General features: G+C 65.5%; 17 protein-coding genes and 1 tRNA gene. 12 read left to right on the top strand and 6 right to left on the bottom strand.

What is annotated here, in order from left to right:
• On the top strand, positions 1-1,047 hold the full coding sequence (gene glsA / locus Q9S36_RS08395) for a glutaminase A (RefSeq protein WP_311284722.1): 1,047 nt from the start codon (positions 1-3) through the stop codon (positions 1,045-1,047).
• 31 nt (positions 1,048-1,078) lie between these two features.
• Here the strand turns inward: glsA and Q9S36_RS08390 are convergent, their stop codons facing one another.
• Positions 1,079-1,474 (bottom strand): hypothetical protein, encoded by a 396-nt coding sequence (locus Q9S36_RS08390; protein ID WP_311284721.1) that lies wholly within the window; start codon positions 1,472-1,474, stop codon positions 1,079-1,081.
• Positions 1,475-1,523: 49 nt separating this feature from the next.
• On the opposite strand from Q9S36_RS08390, the gene Q9S36_RS08385 reads away from it, so the two are divergent.
• On the top strand, positions 1,524-2,246 hold the full coding sequence (locus Q9S36_RS08385) for a tyrosine-protein phosphatase (RefSeq protein WP_311284720.1): 723 nt from the start codon (positions 1,524-1,526) through the stop codon (positions 2,244-2,246).
• Positions 2,247-2,304: 58 nt separating this feature from the next.
• Here Q9S36_RS08385 and Q9S36_RS08380 read toward each other — a convergent pair whose 3' ends face one another.
• Both Q9S36_RS08380 and Q9S36_RS08375 read right to left on the bottom strand, forming a co-directional pair.
• Complete coding sequence (locus Q9S36_RS08380; RefSeq protein WP_311284719.1) at positions 2,305-2,844, bottom strand: GNAT family protein; 540 nt, start codon at positions 2,842-2,844, stop codon at positions 2,305-2,307.
• Between the two features lie 11 nt (positions 2,845-2,855).
• Positions 2,856-3,110, bottom strand: coding sequence for a YkvA family protein (locus Q9S36_RS08375; protein WP_311284718.1), 255 nt, complete (start codon positions 3,108-3,110; stop codon positions 2,856-2,858).
• 123 nt (positions 3,111-3,233) lie between these two features.
• On the opposite strand from Q9S36_RS08375, the gene Q9S36_RS08370 reads away from it, so the two are divergent.
• The 8 genes from Q9S36_RS08370 (at position 3,234) to Q9S36_RS08335 (ending at position 8,606) form a co-directional block, all read left to right on the top strand.
• Positions 3,234-3,896: a dihydrofolate reductase family protein gene (locus Q9S36_RS08370; protein WP_311284717.1), complete on the top strand. Its 663-nt coding sequence runs from the start codon at positions 3,234-3,236 to the stop codon at positions 3,894-3,896.
• A gap of 65 nt (positions 3,897-3,961) precedes the next feature.
• A complete protein-coding gene (locus tag Q9S36_RS08365; protein WP_311284716.1) occupies positions 3,962-4,126 on the top strand; it encodes a hypothetical protein in 165 nt (54 codons plus the stop codon).
• 77 nt (positions 4,127-4,203) lie between these two features.
• Positions 4,204-4,518 (top strand): TraR/DksA C4-type zinc finger protein, encoded by a 315-nt coding sequence (locus Q9S36_RS08360; protein WP_311284715.1) that lies wholly within the window; start codon positions 4,204-4,206, stop codon positions 4,516-4,518.
• A 314-nt stretch (positions 4,519-4,832) separates the two neighbouring features.
• Positions 4,833-5,597, top strand: coding sequence for a hypothetical protein (locus Q9S36_RS08355; RefSeq protein WP_311284714.1), 765 nt, complete (start codon positions 4,833-4,835; stop codon positions 5,595-5,597).
• Between the two features lie 103 nt (positions 5,598-5,700).
• Positions 5,701-5,772 (top strand) — tRNA-Arg (locus tag Q9S36_RS08350).
• A 102-nt stretch (positions 5,773-5,874) separates the two neighbouring features.
• Positions 5,875-6,207: a hypothetical protein gene (locus Q9S36_RS08345; RefSeq protein ID WP_311284713.1), complete on the top strand. Its 333-nt coding sequence runs from the start codon at positions 5,875-5,877 to the stop codon at positions 6,205-6,207.
• Positions 6,208-6,529: 322 nt separating this feature from the next.
• Positions 6,530-6,850: a nucleotide pyrophosphohydrolase gene (locus Q9S36_RS08340; protein WP_056369683.1), complete on the top strand. Its 321-nt coding sequence runs from the start codon at positions 6,530-6,532 to the stop codon at positions 6,848-6,850.
• Positions 6,837-8,606: a DNA/RNA helicase domain-containing protein gene (locus Q9S36_RS08335; protein ID WP_311284712.1), complete on the top strand. Its 1,770-nt coding sequence runs from the start codon at positions 6,837-6,839 to the stop codon at positions 8,604-8,606. Before Q9S36_RS08340 ends, Q9S36_RS08335 begins: the two co-directional genes overlap by 14 nt.
• Positions 8,607-8,892: 286 nt before the next feature.
• On the opposite strand, the gene Q9S36_RS08330 is transcribed toward Q9S36_RS08335, so the two are convergent.
• Both Q9S36_RS08330 and Q9S36_RS08325 read right to left on the bottom strand, forming a co-directional pair.
• Positions 8,893-10,191, bottom strand: a complete 1,299-nt coding sequence (locus tag Q9S36_RS08330) for a hypothetical protein (RefSeq protein WP_311284711.1) — start codon at positions 10,189-10,191, stop codon at positions 8,893-8,895.
• A 37-nt stretch (positions 10,192-10,228) separates the two neighbouring features.
• Positions 10,229-10,894, bottom strand: a complete 666-nt coding sequence (locus Q9S36_RS08325) for a hypothetical protein (RefSeq protein WP_311284710.1) — start codon at positions 10,892-10,894, stop codon at positions 10,229-10,231.
• 188 nt (positions 10,895-11,082) lie between these two features.
• Here Q9S36_RS08325 and Q9S36_RS08320 point away from each other — a divergent pair, with 188 nt between their 5' ends.
• Together Q9S36_RS08320 and Q9S36_RS08315 are read left to right on the top strand one after the other, a co-directional pair.
• Positions 11,083-12,210 (top strand): NaeI family type II restriction endonuclease, encoded by a 1,128-nt coding sequence (locus Q9S36_RS08320; protein WP_311284709.1) that lies wholly within the window; start codon positions 11,083-11,085, stop codon positions 12,208-12,210.
• Between the two features lie 101 nt (positions 12,211-12,311).
• Positions 12,312-13,493 (top strand): DNA cytosine methyltransferase, encoded by a 1,182-nt coding sequence (locus Q9S36_RS08315; RefSeq protein WP_311284708.1) that lies wholly within the window; start codon positions 12,312-12,314, stop codon positions 13,491-13,493.
• On the opposite strand, the gene Q9S36_RS08310 is transcribed toward Q9S36_RS08315, so the two are convergent.
• Positions 13,490-14,452 carry a NaeI family type II restriction endonuclease gene (locus Q9S36_RS08310; RefSeq protein WP_311284707.1) on the bottom strand — a complete coding sequence of 321 codons (963 nt, stop codon included), beginning with the start codon at positions 14,450-14,452 and terminating at the stop codon, positions 13,490-13,492. The genes Q9S36_RS08315 and Q9S36_RS08310 overlap by 4 nt on opposite strands.
• Positions 14,453-14,461 lie beyond the last annotated feature (9 nt).

Below are 14,461 nucleotides of genomic sequence, written 5' to 3'. Positions count from 1 at the left end.
ATGACCCCTCCCGACGCCCGGCACGACCGTCCCGACGCCCGGCACGACCGTCCCGACGACCGGCACGACCGTGCCCCGCGAGGCCGCACCGCCGACGACGGTACTCCCGACGCCCGGCGCGACCTCGCCTCGCTCGACCTCGACGCACTTCGCGAGCGGGCGATGGCCGAGCATGGGGGAGCGGTCGATGACAGCATCCCGGCTCTGGCGACGGCCGACCCCGACCTTTGCGCGGTGGCGATCGTCGGTCCGGACGGCGACGTCCACCGCAGCGAGCAGGCCGACGTGCCGTTCAGTGTGCAGTCGGCGGTGAAACCGTTCCTGTTCGCGCTGGCGCTCGCCGACACGAACGGCGAGGCGCTCGAGCGCATCGGCATCGAGCCGACGGGTGAGGCGTTCGACGCGATCAAGCTCGAGAGCGGCACGGGGCGTCCGCCGAACCCGATGGTCAACTCGGGAGCCCTGCTCACCGCCGCGATCGTCGAGGGCGACACCGTCGAGAAGCGCAACGAGCGCATCCTGCGCGGACTGTCGGCCTTCGCCGGGCGCGACCTCGAAGTGGATGAAGACGTCGCCGAGGACGAGCACCTGCTCGGCGACCGAAACCACGCCCTCGCCCACCTCATGCGCGCCGAAGGCACCCTGCACGTGAGCGCCGACGACGCCGTCGCCGTCTACGCCCGCGCATGTGCCGTGCTCGTCGACGCCGAGGCGCTCGCCGTCATGGGCGCGACGCTCGCGTTCGGGGGAGTCAACCCGATCACGGGCGAGCGCGTCGTGTCGAAGGCGGTCGCGCGCGACGTCGTCTCGGTGATGGCCACGTGCGGCGTCTACGACGGGTCGGGGCGATGGATGCGGGCGGTCGGCGTCCCGGCGAAGTCGAGCGTCTCGGGCGCCATCGTCCTCTCGGTCCCGTACCGGTTGGGCGCAGCCGTCGTCAGCCCGCCGCTGGATGAGGAGGGCACGAGCGTGCGTGGCCGCATCCTGAGCGAACTGCTGAGCGACGCGCTCGACCTGCACGTCTTCGGCAGCACCGACCCCGCCTGAGGCCCGGCCCGAAGCCCGAAGCCCGAAGGCGTCAGATCGCCATCGCGAGCTCGCCGTACCCCATGGCGATGAAGAACGACAGGACCGTCAGCACGATCGTCACCGGCACCATTGTGTAGCGCTCGGGCTTGCTGCGCGAGATGGCGTTCATCAGGATGCCGAGCGCGAAGTACGCGAAGATCACCCACATCGCGATCTGCGCGAACGTGTCTCCGAACACGTCGATCGCGCCGACACGGTCCCACGCGATGAGGGCGATCAGCGCGTAGATGAGGATCGACACAGCGCTGCCGATCCGCAGCTTCGTGGGCAGCACGCGGTGCTGTCCGCCCCACGCGAAGTGTCCGAGCGGTGCACCGAGGCTCAACACCAACTGGAAGATCGCGAGCAGGGCGAGCACGACGGTGAGCGCGACGGCGAAGGGCACGCCTCACACCGTAGCGGCCCACCCTCACTCGCCGTGCGAGACTCGACCGATGGCCTCACGCGACTTGACAATCGACGGACTCGCGAACGCCCGAGATCTCGGCGGCCTCGAGCGCGCGGACGGTTCCACGACACCGCACGGTGTGTTCGTGCGCGCCGAACTGCTCGACGGCGTCACTCCACGGGGGTGGGACGCGCTCCGCGCCCACGGCGTACGCACGATCATCGACCTGCGCCGACCGGACGAGCGCTCGGGTCGGGTTCCCGACGACATCGACCTCGTGGTCGTCGACCTCGACGGCGACGAACGGCACTTCTGGGAGCCGATCGAAGCCGACGGACGCTGGGGCACGCCTCTCTACTATCTCGACCACATGCGCGACCTGCCCCACCGGCTCAGCGAGGCGCTCGCCGCGATCGCGCGCGCCGACGAGGGCGCCGTGCTCTTCCATTGCGGCGCCGGCTGGGACCGCACGGGCATGGTCGCCGCAGTCCTGCTGCGTGCACTCGACGTGACCCCGGATGCCGCCCTGGCCGACTATCTGCAATCGTTCACGAACGCCGAGGCGATGACTGCTCTGCACGCCCGCACGTTCCACGTCGACGAACGCCACGCGATCCTCACCCGCCACGGGCACACGGCCGAGTCGGCTTTCCGCAGCGTTTACGGCCGTCTCGACCTGGACGAGTGGTTCCGCACCGCCGACATCAGCGACGACACGCGTCGAGCGATCTCCACCTGGCGCGGCGCGGTGCCGGCAGCGGACACCTGAGGCGCGGCATCCCGTCTCAGCTCAGCCGCGCGCGCGTGACCCGGCTCACCGCCCGCGCTCACCGCTCGCGCGCGAGCAGCGCCCACGTGTCGATCGTCGTCCACTCGCCTTTGAACCAGTCGGCGTCGACGTTGCGTCCTTCGTGCCGGAAGCCCAGGCGCGTGAACAGCCGCGCGACGGGCTCGTTGCGCGCGTCGGTGATCGCGAACACCCGGTGCGCGGCGTACTCGCTGAACAGCATGTCGACCATCGCGCCGAGCGCTTCGGTCGCGACGCCGCGCCCCTGCGACGTCGGCATGAGCGTCACGCCCAGCTCGTAGGTGTCGGGCTGGTCGGCGAGTGAATGCACGGCGACGTCTCCGAGCAGCTCGCCGGTTGCGGCATCCCGGATGGCGATCTGGATCCAGTTGCCCGACCCCAGCTCGATCTGCGAGGGCTGCTCGGCGATGAGGTCATCAGCGTCGGCGGTGCTGTACTCGGGAGTCCATGACTGCCACCGCGCGACGTCGGGCACCTGCCGATACGCGACGAACGCGTCTCGATCGCTCGACGCCAGGGCGTCGAGCACGAGTCGGTCGGTCCGCTTCGGAAGGCTCATCGCGCGCTTCGTCAGGGCGAGTGGGTCTTCGACTTCTTGCCGGCCTTGACCTCGGCCCTCCACCGGCCGTGCTCGCGCGCGAACAGCGCGGTGAAGATGGCCCACATGCCGAGGTCGTCGGCGAAGCCGAGCGGACCGAGCACGAGTTCGGGGATCAGGTCGATCGGCACGACGGTGTAGACGAGTGCGGCGAGGCCGACCACCCACGTCGTCGGGGCGACCTTGTGCTCACGGTTCTTGATCGCCTTCAGAAAGCTCCACCACATGGGTCAAGTGTGCGCCATCGCGGGATGCCGCGACACGGGCTTGCGCTGCGGCCGGTTCTTCGTGTCGAGACTCGACCGCACCGGAGCCGATACCCTCGCGGTAGCAAGACGGAGGGGATCACCGTGAGTCGCGTTCGCATCGACCTGTTCTCGTCGCTCGACGGCTACACCGCCGCGCCTGTGCCGGGGTCTCCCAACCCGATGGGCGAGGACTGGGGTCCCCTGACCGCGGCATACGCGGCAACCCGCACCTTTCGGCAGCGTGTGCTCGGCGACACGTCGGGGGAGGGGACGACCGGACTCGACGACGCCCTCGCCGCAGCATCGTTCGAGGGCGTCGGGGCGCAGATCATGGGCGCGGCCATGTTCGGCCTGCACGCGAACCCCGACGACCCCGCGTGGAAGGGGTGGTGGGGGGACGAGCCGCCCTTCGGTTACCCCGTCTACGTGCTGACCCACGCCGCCGACCAGCGTCCGCCGATCGAGATGCCGAACGGGATGCCGAACGGGACGGTCTTCCACTTCCGCTCCGGATCCCTCGAGGCGGTACTCGACGAGGCGACGGCCGCTGCCGGCGACTTGGACGTGCGGGTCGGCGGCGGCATCCGCACTGCGCGCGCGTTCCTGCAGGCGGGGCTGGTGGACGACCTGCACGTCGCGATCGCGCCCGTCGTGCTCGGGCGCGGAAACCCGGTGTGGGAGGGGCTGCGCGGGCTCGAGCAGACGCACGCCGTGCGCTCGCAGGTGTCGGAGAGCGGAACCGTGCATGTGACGTTTGCGCGCTGAGTCGCTGAGGCTTCGAAAAATACCGCTGACTTGCCTTTTCTGGGAACCCGGCTATGGTGATGGGCATGACCGTCATGGCCTACCGGCACCGCATCGAGCGTCTCTCCGACGCCTCCGTGGTGACCGCTGCGGTCGACATTGCGGGCGCGCGCCACGAGGTGCTCCCGCCCCGGCGGGACGCCATGGGTGGACTGATCGTCACCCTCACCTCTCGCGCCGCGCCCCCGTGAAAGCCGCACACAGAAACGGCTTCACACCCCCCAGCGCGTCGCATCTGCGGCGCGTTTTTCGTATCCAGGAGGACACCATGACCACATCCACTCCGCCGAGTCTTGCGCTCGCCGACGTGCAGCGCGCACTCGAGCGACAACTCGAGGAGCGCCTCGCCATCCTTCAGGCGCTCCAGCCCTATGCACTGCCGACCGTGGATCCCGTCGCGTTCCAAACCGCGGCATCCCACCGCGCGGTGATCGAGCAGATCACCGCCGCGCTCAATCGCATCACTCGCGGCACCTACGGACTCTGCACCCGGTGCGGGCGCCCGATCGCCCCCGGCCGGCTCGAGGTGCTTCCCCACGCTGCGGCCTGTATCGAATGTCAGAGCCATGCAGACGCCGCGTAGTCGCAAGCCGATCGCCATCCCCTCGTACCCGCCGATCAGTCGTGACCGCGTCGCAGATGCGCATGGTCGAGTGTCGTCGGGCTCGTCCGTCCCCGCGCGGGTCTGGGCGCAGGTGGGGGGACTGTTCCGCCCACGCGGCGATCACGGCGACGTCCACCGCCGTCTCTCCGACAGCCGGTCAGAGAAGCCGCCTGGTTCCTCCCCGAGCTCTCGTGGTCGCTATGACGTGAGTGCGTTTCGCGGCGCGACCGCCCGCTTCAGCGCCCTGGGCTGAACCTCTAGCCATCGACCCGGAGTCGACGTCATCATGAGTCATGGACGACGTCGTTCTCGCCGTGATCGGTCTGCTTGCGACGATCGCGGTGCCGGTCGCCATCCATCGGGCTACTCACCCGAAGCGGCGCGTGTCGTACTTCCTCGGCGTGCGCCCCCTGCATCCGGTACCGCAGCCGCCGGGCCCGGCCACGGGGCGGACGAGCGCCCCGCCCGGATGGCCCATGCAGGTGACGCTTCAGATGTGGTCGAGCGGACGCGCGGATGTCTCGTCCAAGAACTTCGACGGCGATCGGCCGATCGTCTTCCAGTTCGGATCGCCCATCCTCGAGGCCCATGATGCCGACGACGAGCCGACGTATCTTGGCGTGTTCGAGCGCGAGGGTGAGAACCGGGTGTTCTTCCGTCCTGCGCCGATCGGTGGGCGACGAGTGTTCTCGACCGAACTGGTCGTCGCTGAACCGGTGTCATTTCGCGTGCGCCACCCGCTCATCGACGTGGAGATGGTGGAGTCCCGCGTGCCGTTCCAGGGCGCTCGGACGACGGGCGGCATCCGTCACCTCGCGACGAACGGGATGTTCTGGGGTGTGCTGCAGCTCGTCCTGAGCTTCGTCGCGATGATTCTGTGGTTCCCCATCATGGACGTCAACGCGAGTTGGGGCTCAGCGTTGTCGATGATGTACGCGGTGCTCTTCATCAGCGGTCTGCTGACGATCGTGATCTCGGCGATCGTTCGCTTCGCGCGTTGGCTGGCGGCGAGGGCGAAGCAGCGGCGTCAGGGGACGATGTCGGCCTCGTCGACGTAGCGCAGTGTCGGTCTCGGGCGGGGGGATTCATACCCTCGGAGGTCGCCCGTGGCTCCCGTAGGCGATGGGGCCCGGTTTGCCTTTGGGTACACTGGACCCGCCAGCCTCTGTAGCTCAATGGAAGAGCAGTTCCGTCCTAAGGAAACGGTTGGGGGTTCGAGTCCCTCCAGGGGCACCGCCTCTCCTTGTGCGTTCCGAACGCTTGCAGGACAAACCATTCACCGTGATGGCACGCAAGCCCCACGCCGCCTGGGGGCATTCTGGGTACCCTGATCGAGTGTCCGTCTCAGGTTCGTCTAACTACGAGGTGCGATTAGCAGCCGACGCCGACGATGCGTACGACGCACTTTTCCATGTCGTGCTCGATCTCCGCTACAAGCTGCTTGATCACGATCCGTTCGGGCGCGTGGTTCATTTCCGACAGCGGGTGTCGCTATGGCGACCAACGATCAGCGGGAACGTTGTCGCGTCCATCATTGAAGGGGACGGCACAAATGATTGCGCGCTTCGGCTAGCGATGAGCGGCTCGAGAAACCTAGCAAGTATCGCCATCAATACGGAGGCTGCCAGCAACCTGGCAGCGCAGGTCGCAGATCGGCTACGAGGTTGAGGATCGTCGCCAAGCGTCGTGAGACCGAGCCGAGTGCACCATCCACCTGTTCGCGGGCGGCCGATTTTGGACGTCGGTCCTCACCATCTTTGGTGCGCGGCTCGGGTGAGGGGACCGAGCGCTTCTCGTGCGCCTTGGGGGTGCCGATTTGGAACTCACACAAGGTTATCCACCGCGACTTCCTTGATCACGAAGCGTCGGGTAGTCGGTTGATGCGCGCTGGCGCGCTCCGATTCGAGAAGCGCTTAGCGACGACCGGCGCACGCAATCGCTGGGCTGGCGTGGTGTCGTAGGGGAGGCCGCTGTGCGATACGGTCACACCGTGACGAGTGAGCGAGTTCGTGAAGCCTTGTCGGAGTTCGTGCGCGAGCGCGACTGGGCTCAGTTTCATACGCCGGCAAACCTCGCGAAGAGCATCTCGATCGAGGCTGGCGAACTGCTCGAGTGCTTCCAGTGGAGCGACGATGCAGACGAGGTTCGCGTGCGCGACGAACTCGCCGACGTCGTCACTTACTGCACACTGCTCGCCGCTCAACTGGGAGTCGACCTGGACGAGATCGTCCTGCAGAAGCTCGCGGTAACAGGCTCGAAGTACCCCGCCGATCGATCGAGAGGGCGGAGCACGAAGTATGACGCCCTTTGAGATCGAACGGCTCGACTTCACCACACCCGCGATCTCAACTTGGGCGTCCGGCGATGAACGGCGGACGAACTGGCCCGTCGTCTACGTTCTCGACAGCGCCGGGTCCCCAGATGCGCCATCGGTCTATGTCGGCGAGACGGTCAGTGCTGTGTCACGCATGCGTCAGCACATCCAGAATCCATCAAAGGCAGGGTTCCGCCGGGTGCGTGTGGTCATAGACGAGACGTTCAACAAGTCGGCATGTCTCGACCTCGAGTCGCACCTCATCCGCTGGCTCGCCGGCGACGGGCACTTTACGGTGCTCAACGGAAACGAGGGCATCATCGACGCGCGGTACTACGAGCGCGACCAGTACCGCGAGAGCTTTCGTGACATCTTCGAGCAGCTGCGATCGGACGGGGTCTTTCAGCGCAGCATCCCCGAGATCGAGAACAGCGATCTCTTCAAGCTCTCGCCTTTCAAGGTCCTCACCCGAGAGCAGGCCATCGCCGTCGAGCAGATCGTTGAATCGCTGCTGGCGGACCTCGCGAGGGGCACACGATCGACCAGCGTCATCCAGGGCAATCCGGGTACGGGAAAGACGATCGTGGCGATCTTCCTCATGAAGCTGCTGGCCGACATCCGCGACTACGACGACACAGATGAGATCGAGCAGGACTCCCTCTTCTCCGAGTTCTTCGTCCCTGAGAACCGCGAGCTACTGAAGAGCGTCCGCGTCGGACTGGTCGTACCCCAGCAGTCGCTTCGAGACTCGATCAAGAAGGTGTTCAAGAAGACACCGAAGGTCAGTGAGGACCTCGTGTTGAACCCGTTCGAGGTCGGCAAGTCGTCTAAGCCGTTCGACCTGCTCATCGTCGACGAGACGCACCGGCTCAATCGCCGCGCGAACCAATCCTCGGGTATGCGCAACCGCGACTTCGCGGACATCAACGAACGACTCTTCGGATCAGATGACCTCAGCAGGACGCAGCTCGACTGGGTCCGCACCCAGAGCACGCACCAGATCCTCCTCATCGACGAGCAGCAGGGTGTGCGGCCGGCAGACCTCCCGAGCGAGGTTCTTGCCGCTGAGATCGCTGATGCAAAGCGAGTGCATCGGTGGTTTCCGTTGGCGAGGCAGATGCGGGTGAGGGCGGGCGCAGACTACGTGGGATTCGTCCGTCAGCTGCTTCGGGGTGAACTTCGCACCGGCGACCGCCCGGACTTCGGTGAGTACGACCTGCGGTTCTTCGAGAGTGTCGGAGAAATGCGGCAGGCCATCCTCGACCGCGACCGCGAGGTGGGGCTCGCCCGGCTCGTGGCCGGCTACGCCTGGGACTGGAAGACCCGCGGCAACAGGCCCGGCTTCGACTTCGAACTCGAGGGAACTGGGTTCGTCTGGAACCGCACAGACAAGGACTGGATCAACTCCGCGGGATCGATCGACGAGGTCGGCTCGATTCACACGGTGCAGGGCTACGACCTCAACTACGCCGGGGTGATCATCGGCGGCGACCTCCGATACGACGAGGTTGCTGGGCAGGTAGTCGTAGACCGTGACTCTTACCGCGACAAGAAGGGGAAGGAGAACCTCAAGAAACTGCGCAGGCAGACGACCGACGCGGACCTCCTTACACTGATCCAGAACATTTACGGCGTTCTCCTTACACGGGGAATCCTGGGAACCTACGTGTACGTTTGCGATCCGGTTCTCCGCAACTACGTCGCGTCTGTCCTGAGCGCCGATCCGACATCGGGCACCGGCCCGCGAGTGTAAGGCGCGAGTCCGTCAATGGTTCTCGCGACGGCGGGAGCCGACTGAGGCGGAGCGGTTTCCACCTCGATCTGTCTGAGTCGGAAACCCGCAGCATCTCGGGGTTCGTCGATCGTTTCGATCGGACTGAATCGGCGCCGCTCTCGCCACAGAGTGGCCGACGTGCGGACAAAGCCGACTGCCGAGCGGCGGCGTATGCGAGTGTGAGGGTGCTGCCGGTCGACGACGTCGTGACCCAAGCGCATCGCGGCTCGTTCGGCAGTCGCCCTACATCTGATCCCACTTCGCCTCAAGGTTCAGGTTGGTCGGCTTCAGTGGTGTTGGTGTCGCCGGTGCGCTGAAGACGGTTCGCGATCTTGCCGGCGAAGCGCCCTGTCGACATCCGGGCGTTCTCGAGCGTCTCGGTCCCGAATCGACCCGCCGCCTGAAGGCCATGTCTGCCCGCACCGACCACGTCATCCCGCACGTCCGCTGCAGCCGCCGACCACCGTCGAGCCTCGAGCGCGGCGCGCTCATCGGCGACCCCGAGTGTCGCGTGAAGTTCACCGACACCGGAGGCGACGTCGTTGCTCGCGTGGACGACGACTCGAGCCGAGACGGGGCTCAGCAGCACCTTTGCGTTCGCTCTGCTCGCGGCCGCGTCCATGCGGGCGACGAGCTGCATGGTGGTCGTCGCGATGAGCTCGAGCCTCCGGCGGCGAGCCGTCTGCAGCGCGAGGCGATGCTTGTCGAGCTCGTCCGGCGAGGCATCGAGTACACGGTCGAGCTCCAGCACCCCCATGGCCTCCTGCAGTTGGACGCAACGAGCGAGCACAGCCAGCCACTCCACCACGGTGTCCTGTGCATGCTTCGACAGATCGGCGAGTTCACCGATCTTGGTCTCACGCTCGAGCTTCTCCGCGAGTCCGTCCAGTTGCCGCAGGGCATATGCCTGGGTTCGCGCGATCGTCGCCGCGGAGCCCTGCACCTTCGACCACGTCACCTCGGACACCCGGCCGACCTCCGCACGTACAACCATCGCTTCGTCGAGCATCAGTTCGACGCCGATCATGTCGGCAAGCACTGCATCTTTCTGCGCGCGGAGAATGTCATCGATCTTGGCGTCGATCTTCGCGAGGTAGTCGGTGATCTCCTCCATCGTCTGCTGCATCGCGTACTGAGCCATGATGCCGCCCACACCCGCGAGAATTGCGGGGTTGGTCAGCATCGCGCCCGGCTTCGCCACGAACTGAAGGTTCTTCGCGAACTGTCCGTTCGGCGCACGAGTAGTGGCGTGCAGGAAGTCGGTCGTCGAGTTCTTGACGAGCGGCAGCTCCTGGGCGGCCCTCGCTGACTCCTCGGTCAGTTTCATCCATCGGCCGGCGTTGGCCGCTACCTCGGATGCGGCCTGCACCACCGCCGCGCCCTTCGCCACTGACGGGCTCAGCCGCCGCAGATCGAGTTCCCGCGACGGCAGTCCCGTCGACGCGACGAACCGCTCGACGGTTGCGGGCTCACCGATGATCATAAGTCCGTCGCCGTCGCTGATGAGTTCAACTTCGTTGCCCGACGGAGCTGCCGTAGCCTCGAGTGGTTCGGAGTCGGTCATGGGCGGTTGTCCTTCTGTGGATCGCGGCTTTCGATCATCACTCAAAGTCGAACTCAACGGTGATGGTGGGGTCGATCGCCTTCACGATCTTGGTGTAGAACTGCTCTGCCTGTTCTTCGAGCACCGGTCGGAAGCCGTCGATATGCTCGTCCACGGCCTGCTCAGACAGCAGTTCCTCGAACACCTCGGTCGTGTCGATCTCAGGAGTCGTCCAACTGAGCAGGCCATTCTCTTCCTCGGCGACGCTCAAATCGGGGTTGGCGTAACCCAGGTAGATGAACTTGGGGATTGTGATGCGGTACGCGTTGTCGCCCGCGGGGACGATCGCGACGTCCTTCCCCTCGATGCCGAACTTCGCGTCGTACTCGTAGCGAACGAGCACAGACCGCTCGGTGCCTGGGAGGGTGAAGAGCTGGAAGTCGCCGATCGCGAGCTTCAGACCGTCCGCGCGCTCCTCCTGGACGTCCGTGATCCCCGCCGTGACGAGGATGACCTGCTCCTCACCTTTGATCGACCGGATGACCTGGGTGTCGCGCGACTCCGCCGCGCCGAGGAACTTCCCAATCGTGAGCCCAGCGACCGCAGCTGCGCCGATCGCGGCGACGATGAATACGACGAGCAGAATCTTTGCCCATACCGGTGTCCTCCTGACGGGCTTTGGTCCAGGTGCGGTCGCCGAAGGCGGCGCGGCCGTAGTGGTCATGCGGTGTGTATCCCCCAAATACATGCGACGATGCAGTCTTGTGAATCTATCCGGTCGCGGCGTCCTATATGCGCAAGGGCGGACCTCCGATTCAGCCGCGTCGGCGGTTTGGGCGCACAGCCTTGGGTACGCGGCGCGTTGGCCAACGCTGCACGAATGTGCCGCGCACGGCATGCCAAGATCGTCCGGTGAGTAGCGACGATATCCCTACGACAACAGCTGCATCCGGGCGCGTAGTCACTGGCCAGGCCATCCGACGTCGCCGGAACGCCTTCAGGCTGCTAGGGGCGCCCGTCTCCGCGATGGAAGAACGCACTCGCGCCTGGCGGGAGATCGCGGCCCAGACTGCCTCTCCGCCAGCCGAGCTCGCGCCCATCGTCGACTGGTTCACTCGCGAAGAGCACGCCCGCGACCGCTTTCGCTGGGTGCTACGAGACACTCTCGACGAGCTCATGGATGGTCAGCGGACCGGGCGCTGGGCATACCAGCACCTCTCCAAGACTGAGAAGACGCACCTCGGTACCGCGGTCGAGGTCAACTTGACGAGAGAGTTCGACTTCGCCGACGGTGCTCATCTGGACTGGAAGATCGCAGGGCTAGACATCGACTGCAAGTTCTCGAAGGATCTCGGCAAGTGGGAGATACCCATGGAGATGTACCTGTGCGATGCGCACGGGGATCTGCAAGGCAAAGCAGACTCCCCCGCACTCCTGACGTGGCTCAACGACGACACTGGCGAGTGGGCCGCCGGCCTCGTGACGATTACCGATGACCGACTTCGCTGGACGATGAAGGACGGTGCGCCTGCTCGTGCATACAACCGAGACAACAAGCGGAAGCTTGCCGATGCAGCAAGGAACAACATCTACTGGCTCTGGGGCGGAGTTCAGAAGGACTTGCCGCCGAACCTTCTCCGCACACTGTCGAATGGTGACCGAGATCGGATCTTCGCTAACGCCGACTCGGGACAGGCTCGTGTCAACGAGCTGTTTCGGACGGTGCCAACTACGGTCATTGGCCGACGAACCGTCCTCACGGTTGCTCAGCAGGATGACGCTCCCAAGAGGGCGCGGGATGCGCGGATCCAGCTCCGGGACGAAGGAATTCTCATCCTTGGCCATCAGAAGAGCCATGGACGGATAGCGGCTGATCTGCACCTCCCCGCGCCGCAGCGCGGCGAGTGGATGAGCATCAGAGTCGCCCGCGTCCGCGGAGCAGAGTCTCGTGCCAGCTCGGAGATAGCTGGAGAGCGGTGGGCCCTGGCGCTAGAGGACGAGGAGGGGCTAGCGCCGGCTCCCGAGCTGCCGAGGGGCTAGGCGAGAGCTCCCGTCACGTGCCGCCGCCGCCTCGACCTACGACTCGACCGGTAACGGCGGGGTATGACGCCGACGTCGGTGGCCGCGCTTACCATCGGTCTATGACGAATTCCCTCCGCATGATTGACCTTTTCGCCGGTTGCGGAGGCATGACAGTCGGGTTCGCGGCCGAGGGGTTCCGTTCAGTGCTGGCGGTCGAGTGGGATCGAGCTGCGGCGGCCACATATGCGGCGAACTTCGGCGAAGAGCATGTGATCGCGGGCGACATCGCAGGCGTACCCAACGAGGCCATCCCTGAGGCCGACATCATCATCGGTGGTCCACCGTGCCAGGGATTCTCGAACCTCGGGCTGAAGGACATCAACGACCCTCGGAATCAGCTCTGGCGCGAGTTCATGCGGTTCGTGAAGCACTCGCGCCCCAAGGTCTTCGTCATCGAGAACGTCGATCGCTTTGCCAAGTCGCCGGAGTTCGCGATGCTGCTGGCGGAGGCCGATCATGGCGCTCTGGCCGAGTACGAACTTCAGCACGCAGTGCTCAATGCTGCAGACTACGGCGTCGCTCAGCGCCGCAAGCGGACTATTGTGATCGGATCGCGGATCGGTCGAATCGATCTACCCAACGCTACTCACACCAAGGATCCCGCCGAGGGGTCGGGCCTGAAGCCCTGGCGGACGGTGCGGGATGTGATCGGCGCGATCCCTCCGCATCCTTTGACGACGGAGCTTCCGGACACCAGGTCCGCTTTCTTCGGAGAGACGATGCCTGGAGTCTTCCGCGGGCTCGACCTCCACATCCGGCGCACACCGACGAGCAAGAGCCTCGACCGATACAGCTTCATACCACCAGGCGGCGGACGGTTCGACCTTCCGCATGCGCTGCTTCCTAACTGCTGGGCCAACAAGCCGACCGGCACCACCGACGTCATGGGCCGGCTCCGTTGGGACATGCCATCGGTGACGATCCGGACAGAGTTCTTCAAGCCGGAGAAGGGGCAGTACCTGCACCCGCAGTGGGAGGCCGGCGAGTGGGTGGAGGAGTACGGCAAGCATCGCAGCGACCCGGTTCGCTCGGTTGACCGCGTCATCAGCCACTTCGAGGCATCGCTGATCCAGGATTTCCCGGCTGACTACCGATGGGTGGGCACCAAGATCCAAATCGCACGACAGATCGGGAACGCGGTGCCCTCAGGTCTGGCGCAAGCCATCGCACAGCAGATCAAGCCGCACCTAGTCGCCGCACGGATCGCGGACGAACAAGAACTCGAGCTCGCCGTCGCCTAACTGCCCGCGCCAGGTATTTGCGGGTCCCACTCGATCTCAAGCTGAGCAGGCGTCACGTCGACGCGGTCGTGAGCCTTTGCAGGACTCACGGCCACCCAGGCATCATCACCTAGATCGAACCCGAGCTCCTTCGCCCGCAGCCGATCGGTGAGCCAGGTCCCGACAAGCACCTCCAGGCCCGACGCGGCGAGAACAGCATCCTTCGCCTGGCGTGCCCGGCGCATCGGATCCTTGTTTCCGAAACACACCGTTTCGATCGAGGACCGAGGAATCACCGTGTCTGGCAGGAACCCGAAGAGCGAAGCCAGCCGAGAGGTCTGACCGACTCTTGGCGCGAAGACGACAGCGAGTTGTGCTGCCGTGAGCTGGATCAATGGCTCCGCGGGAAGCGAGGTCCAATCGATCAGGGGAAGTGAAAACTGCGCGAGCGCATCCGCTGCGATGCCACGCTTTCCGTCCTTGTTGGCACCGTCGTTCAGCCACACCCGGTGGACCCGCATCAGGAACGCCCGGTGACGTCGCCTCGCGACATCCACCTGGATGAGGACGCTGATCTCACATTGGCCCTCTGTCGGGATCATCCAGTTCGACCGGATCGTGGCCTTGAGCTCGACCGGGATCCCGAGGATCAAAGTGTCTAGCGGGGGCTCTTTGTAGAGACCCAGCTCATTCAGCACGCGGTACTGAAGCTTCGTGCCCACCGAGGCTCGCTCGTCGGAATCGACCTCAGGACTCAGCAGGTCGAACCGTCCCGTCCGAGCTCCATCGAGAACGTACTTCACGGCATCGTCGACCGCTCGCGTCAGCTGGACGGTCAGCGGGCGGGCGACGAGCCATGACCACACCTTCTGGAGCTCAGTATCGTCGTCCACCCCATGGACCACGTGGGGAGCGGAGGTGCGCCCGCGTCGCTCGTCGGGTAGGCACAAACTGCCTGGCAACGCGGCCGTCTTTCTCATCATCGAGAC

The organism is Microbacterium sp. ARD31, assembly GCF_031844425.1.
Note: the sequence above shows the minus strand (reverse complement) of the source record. Positions and strands in the feature narration are given on the sequence as shown.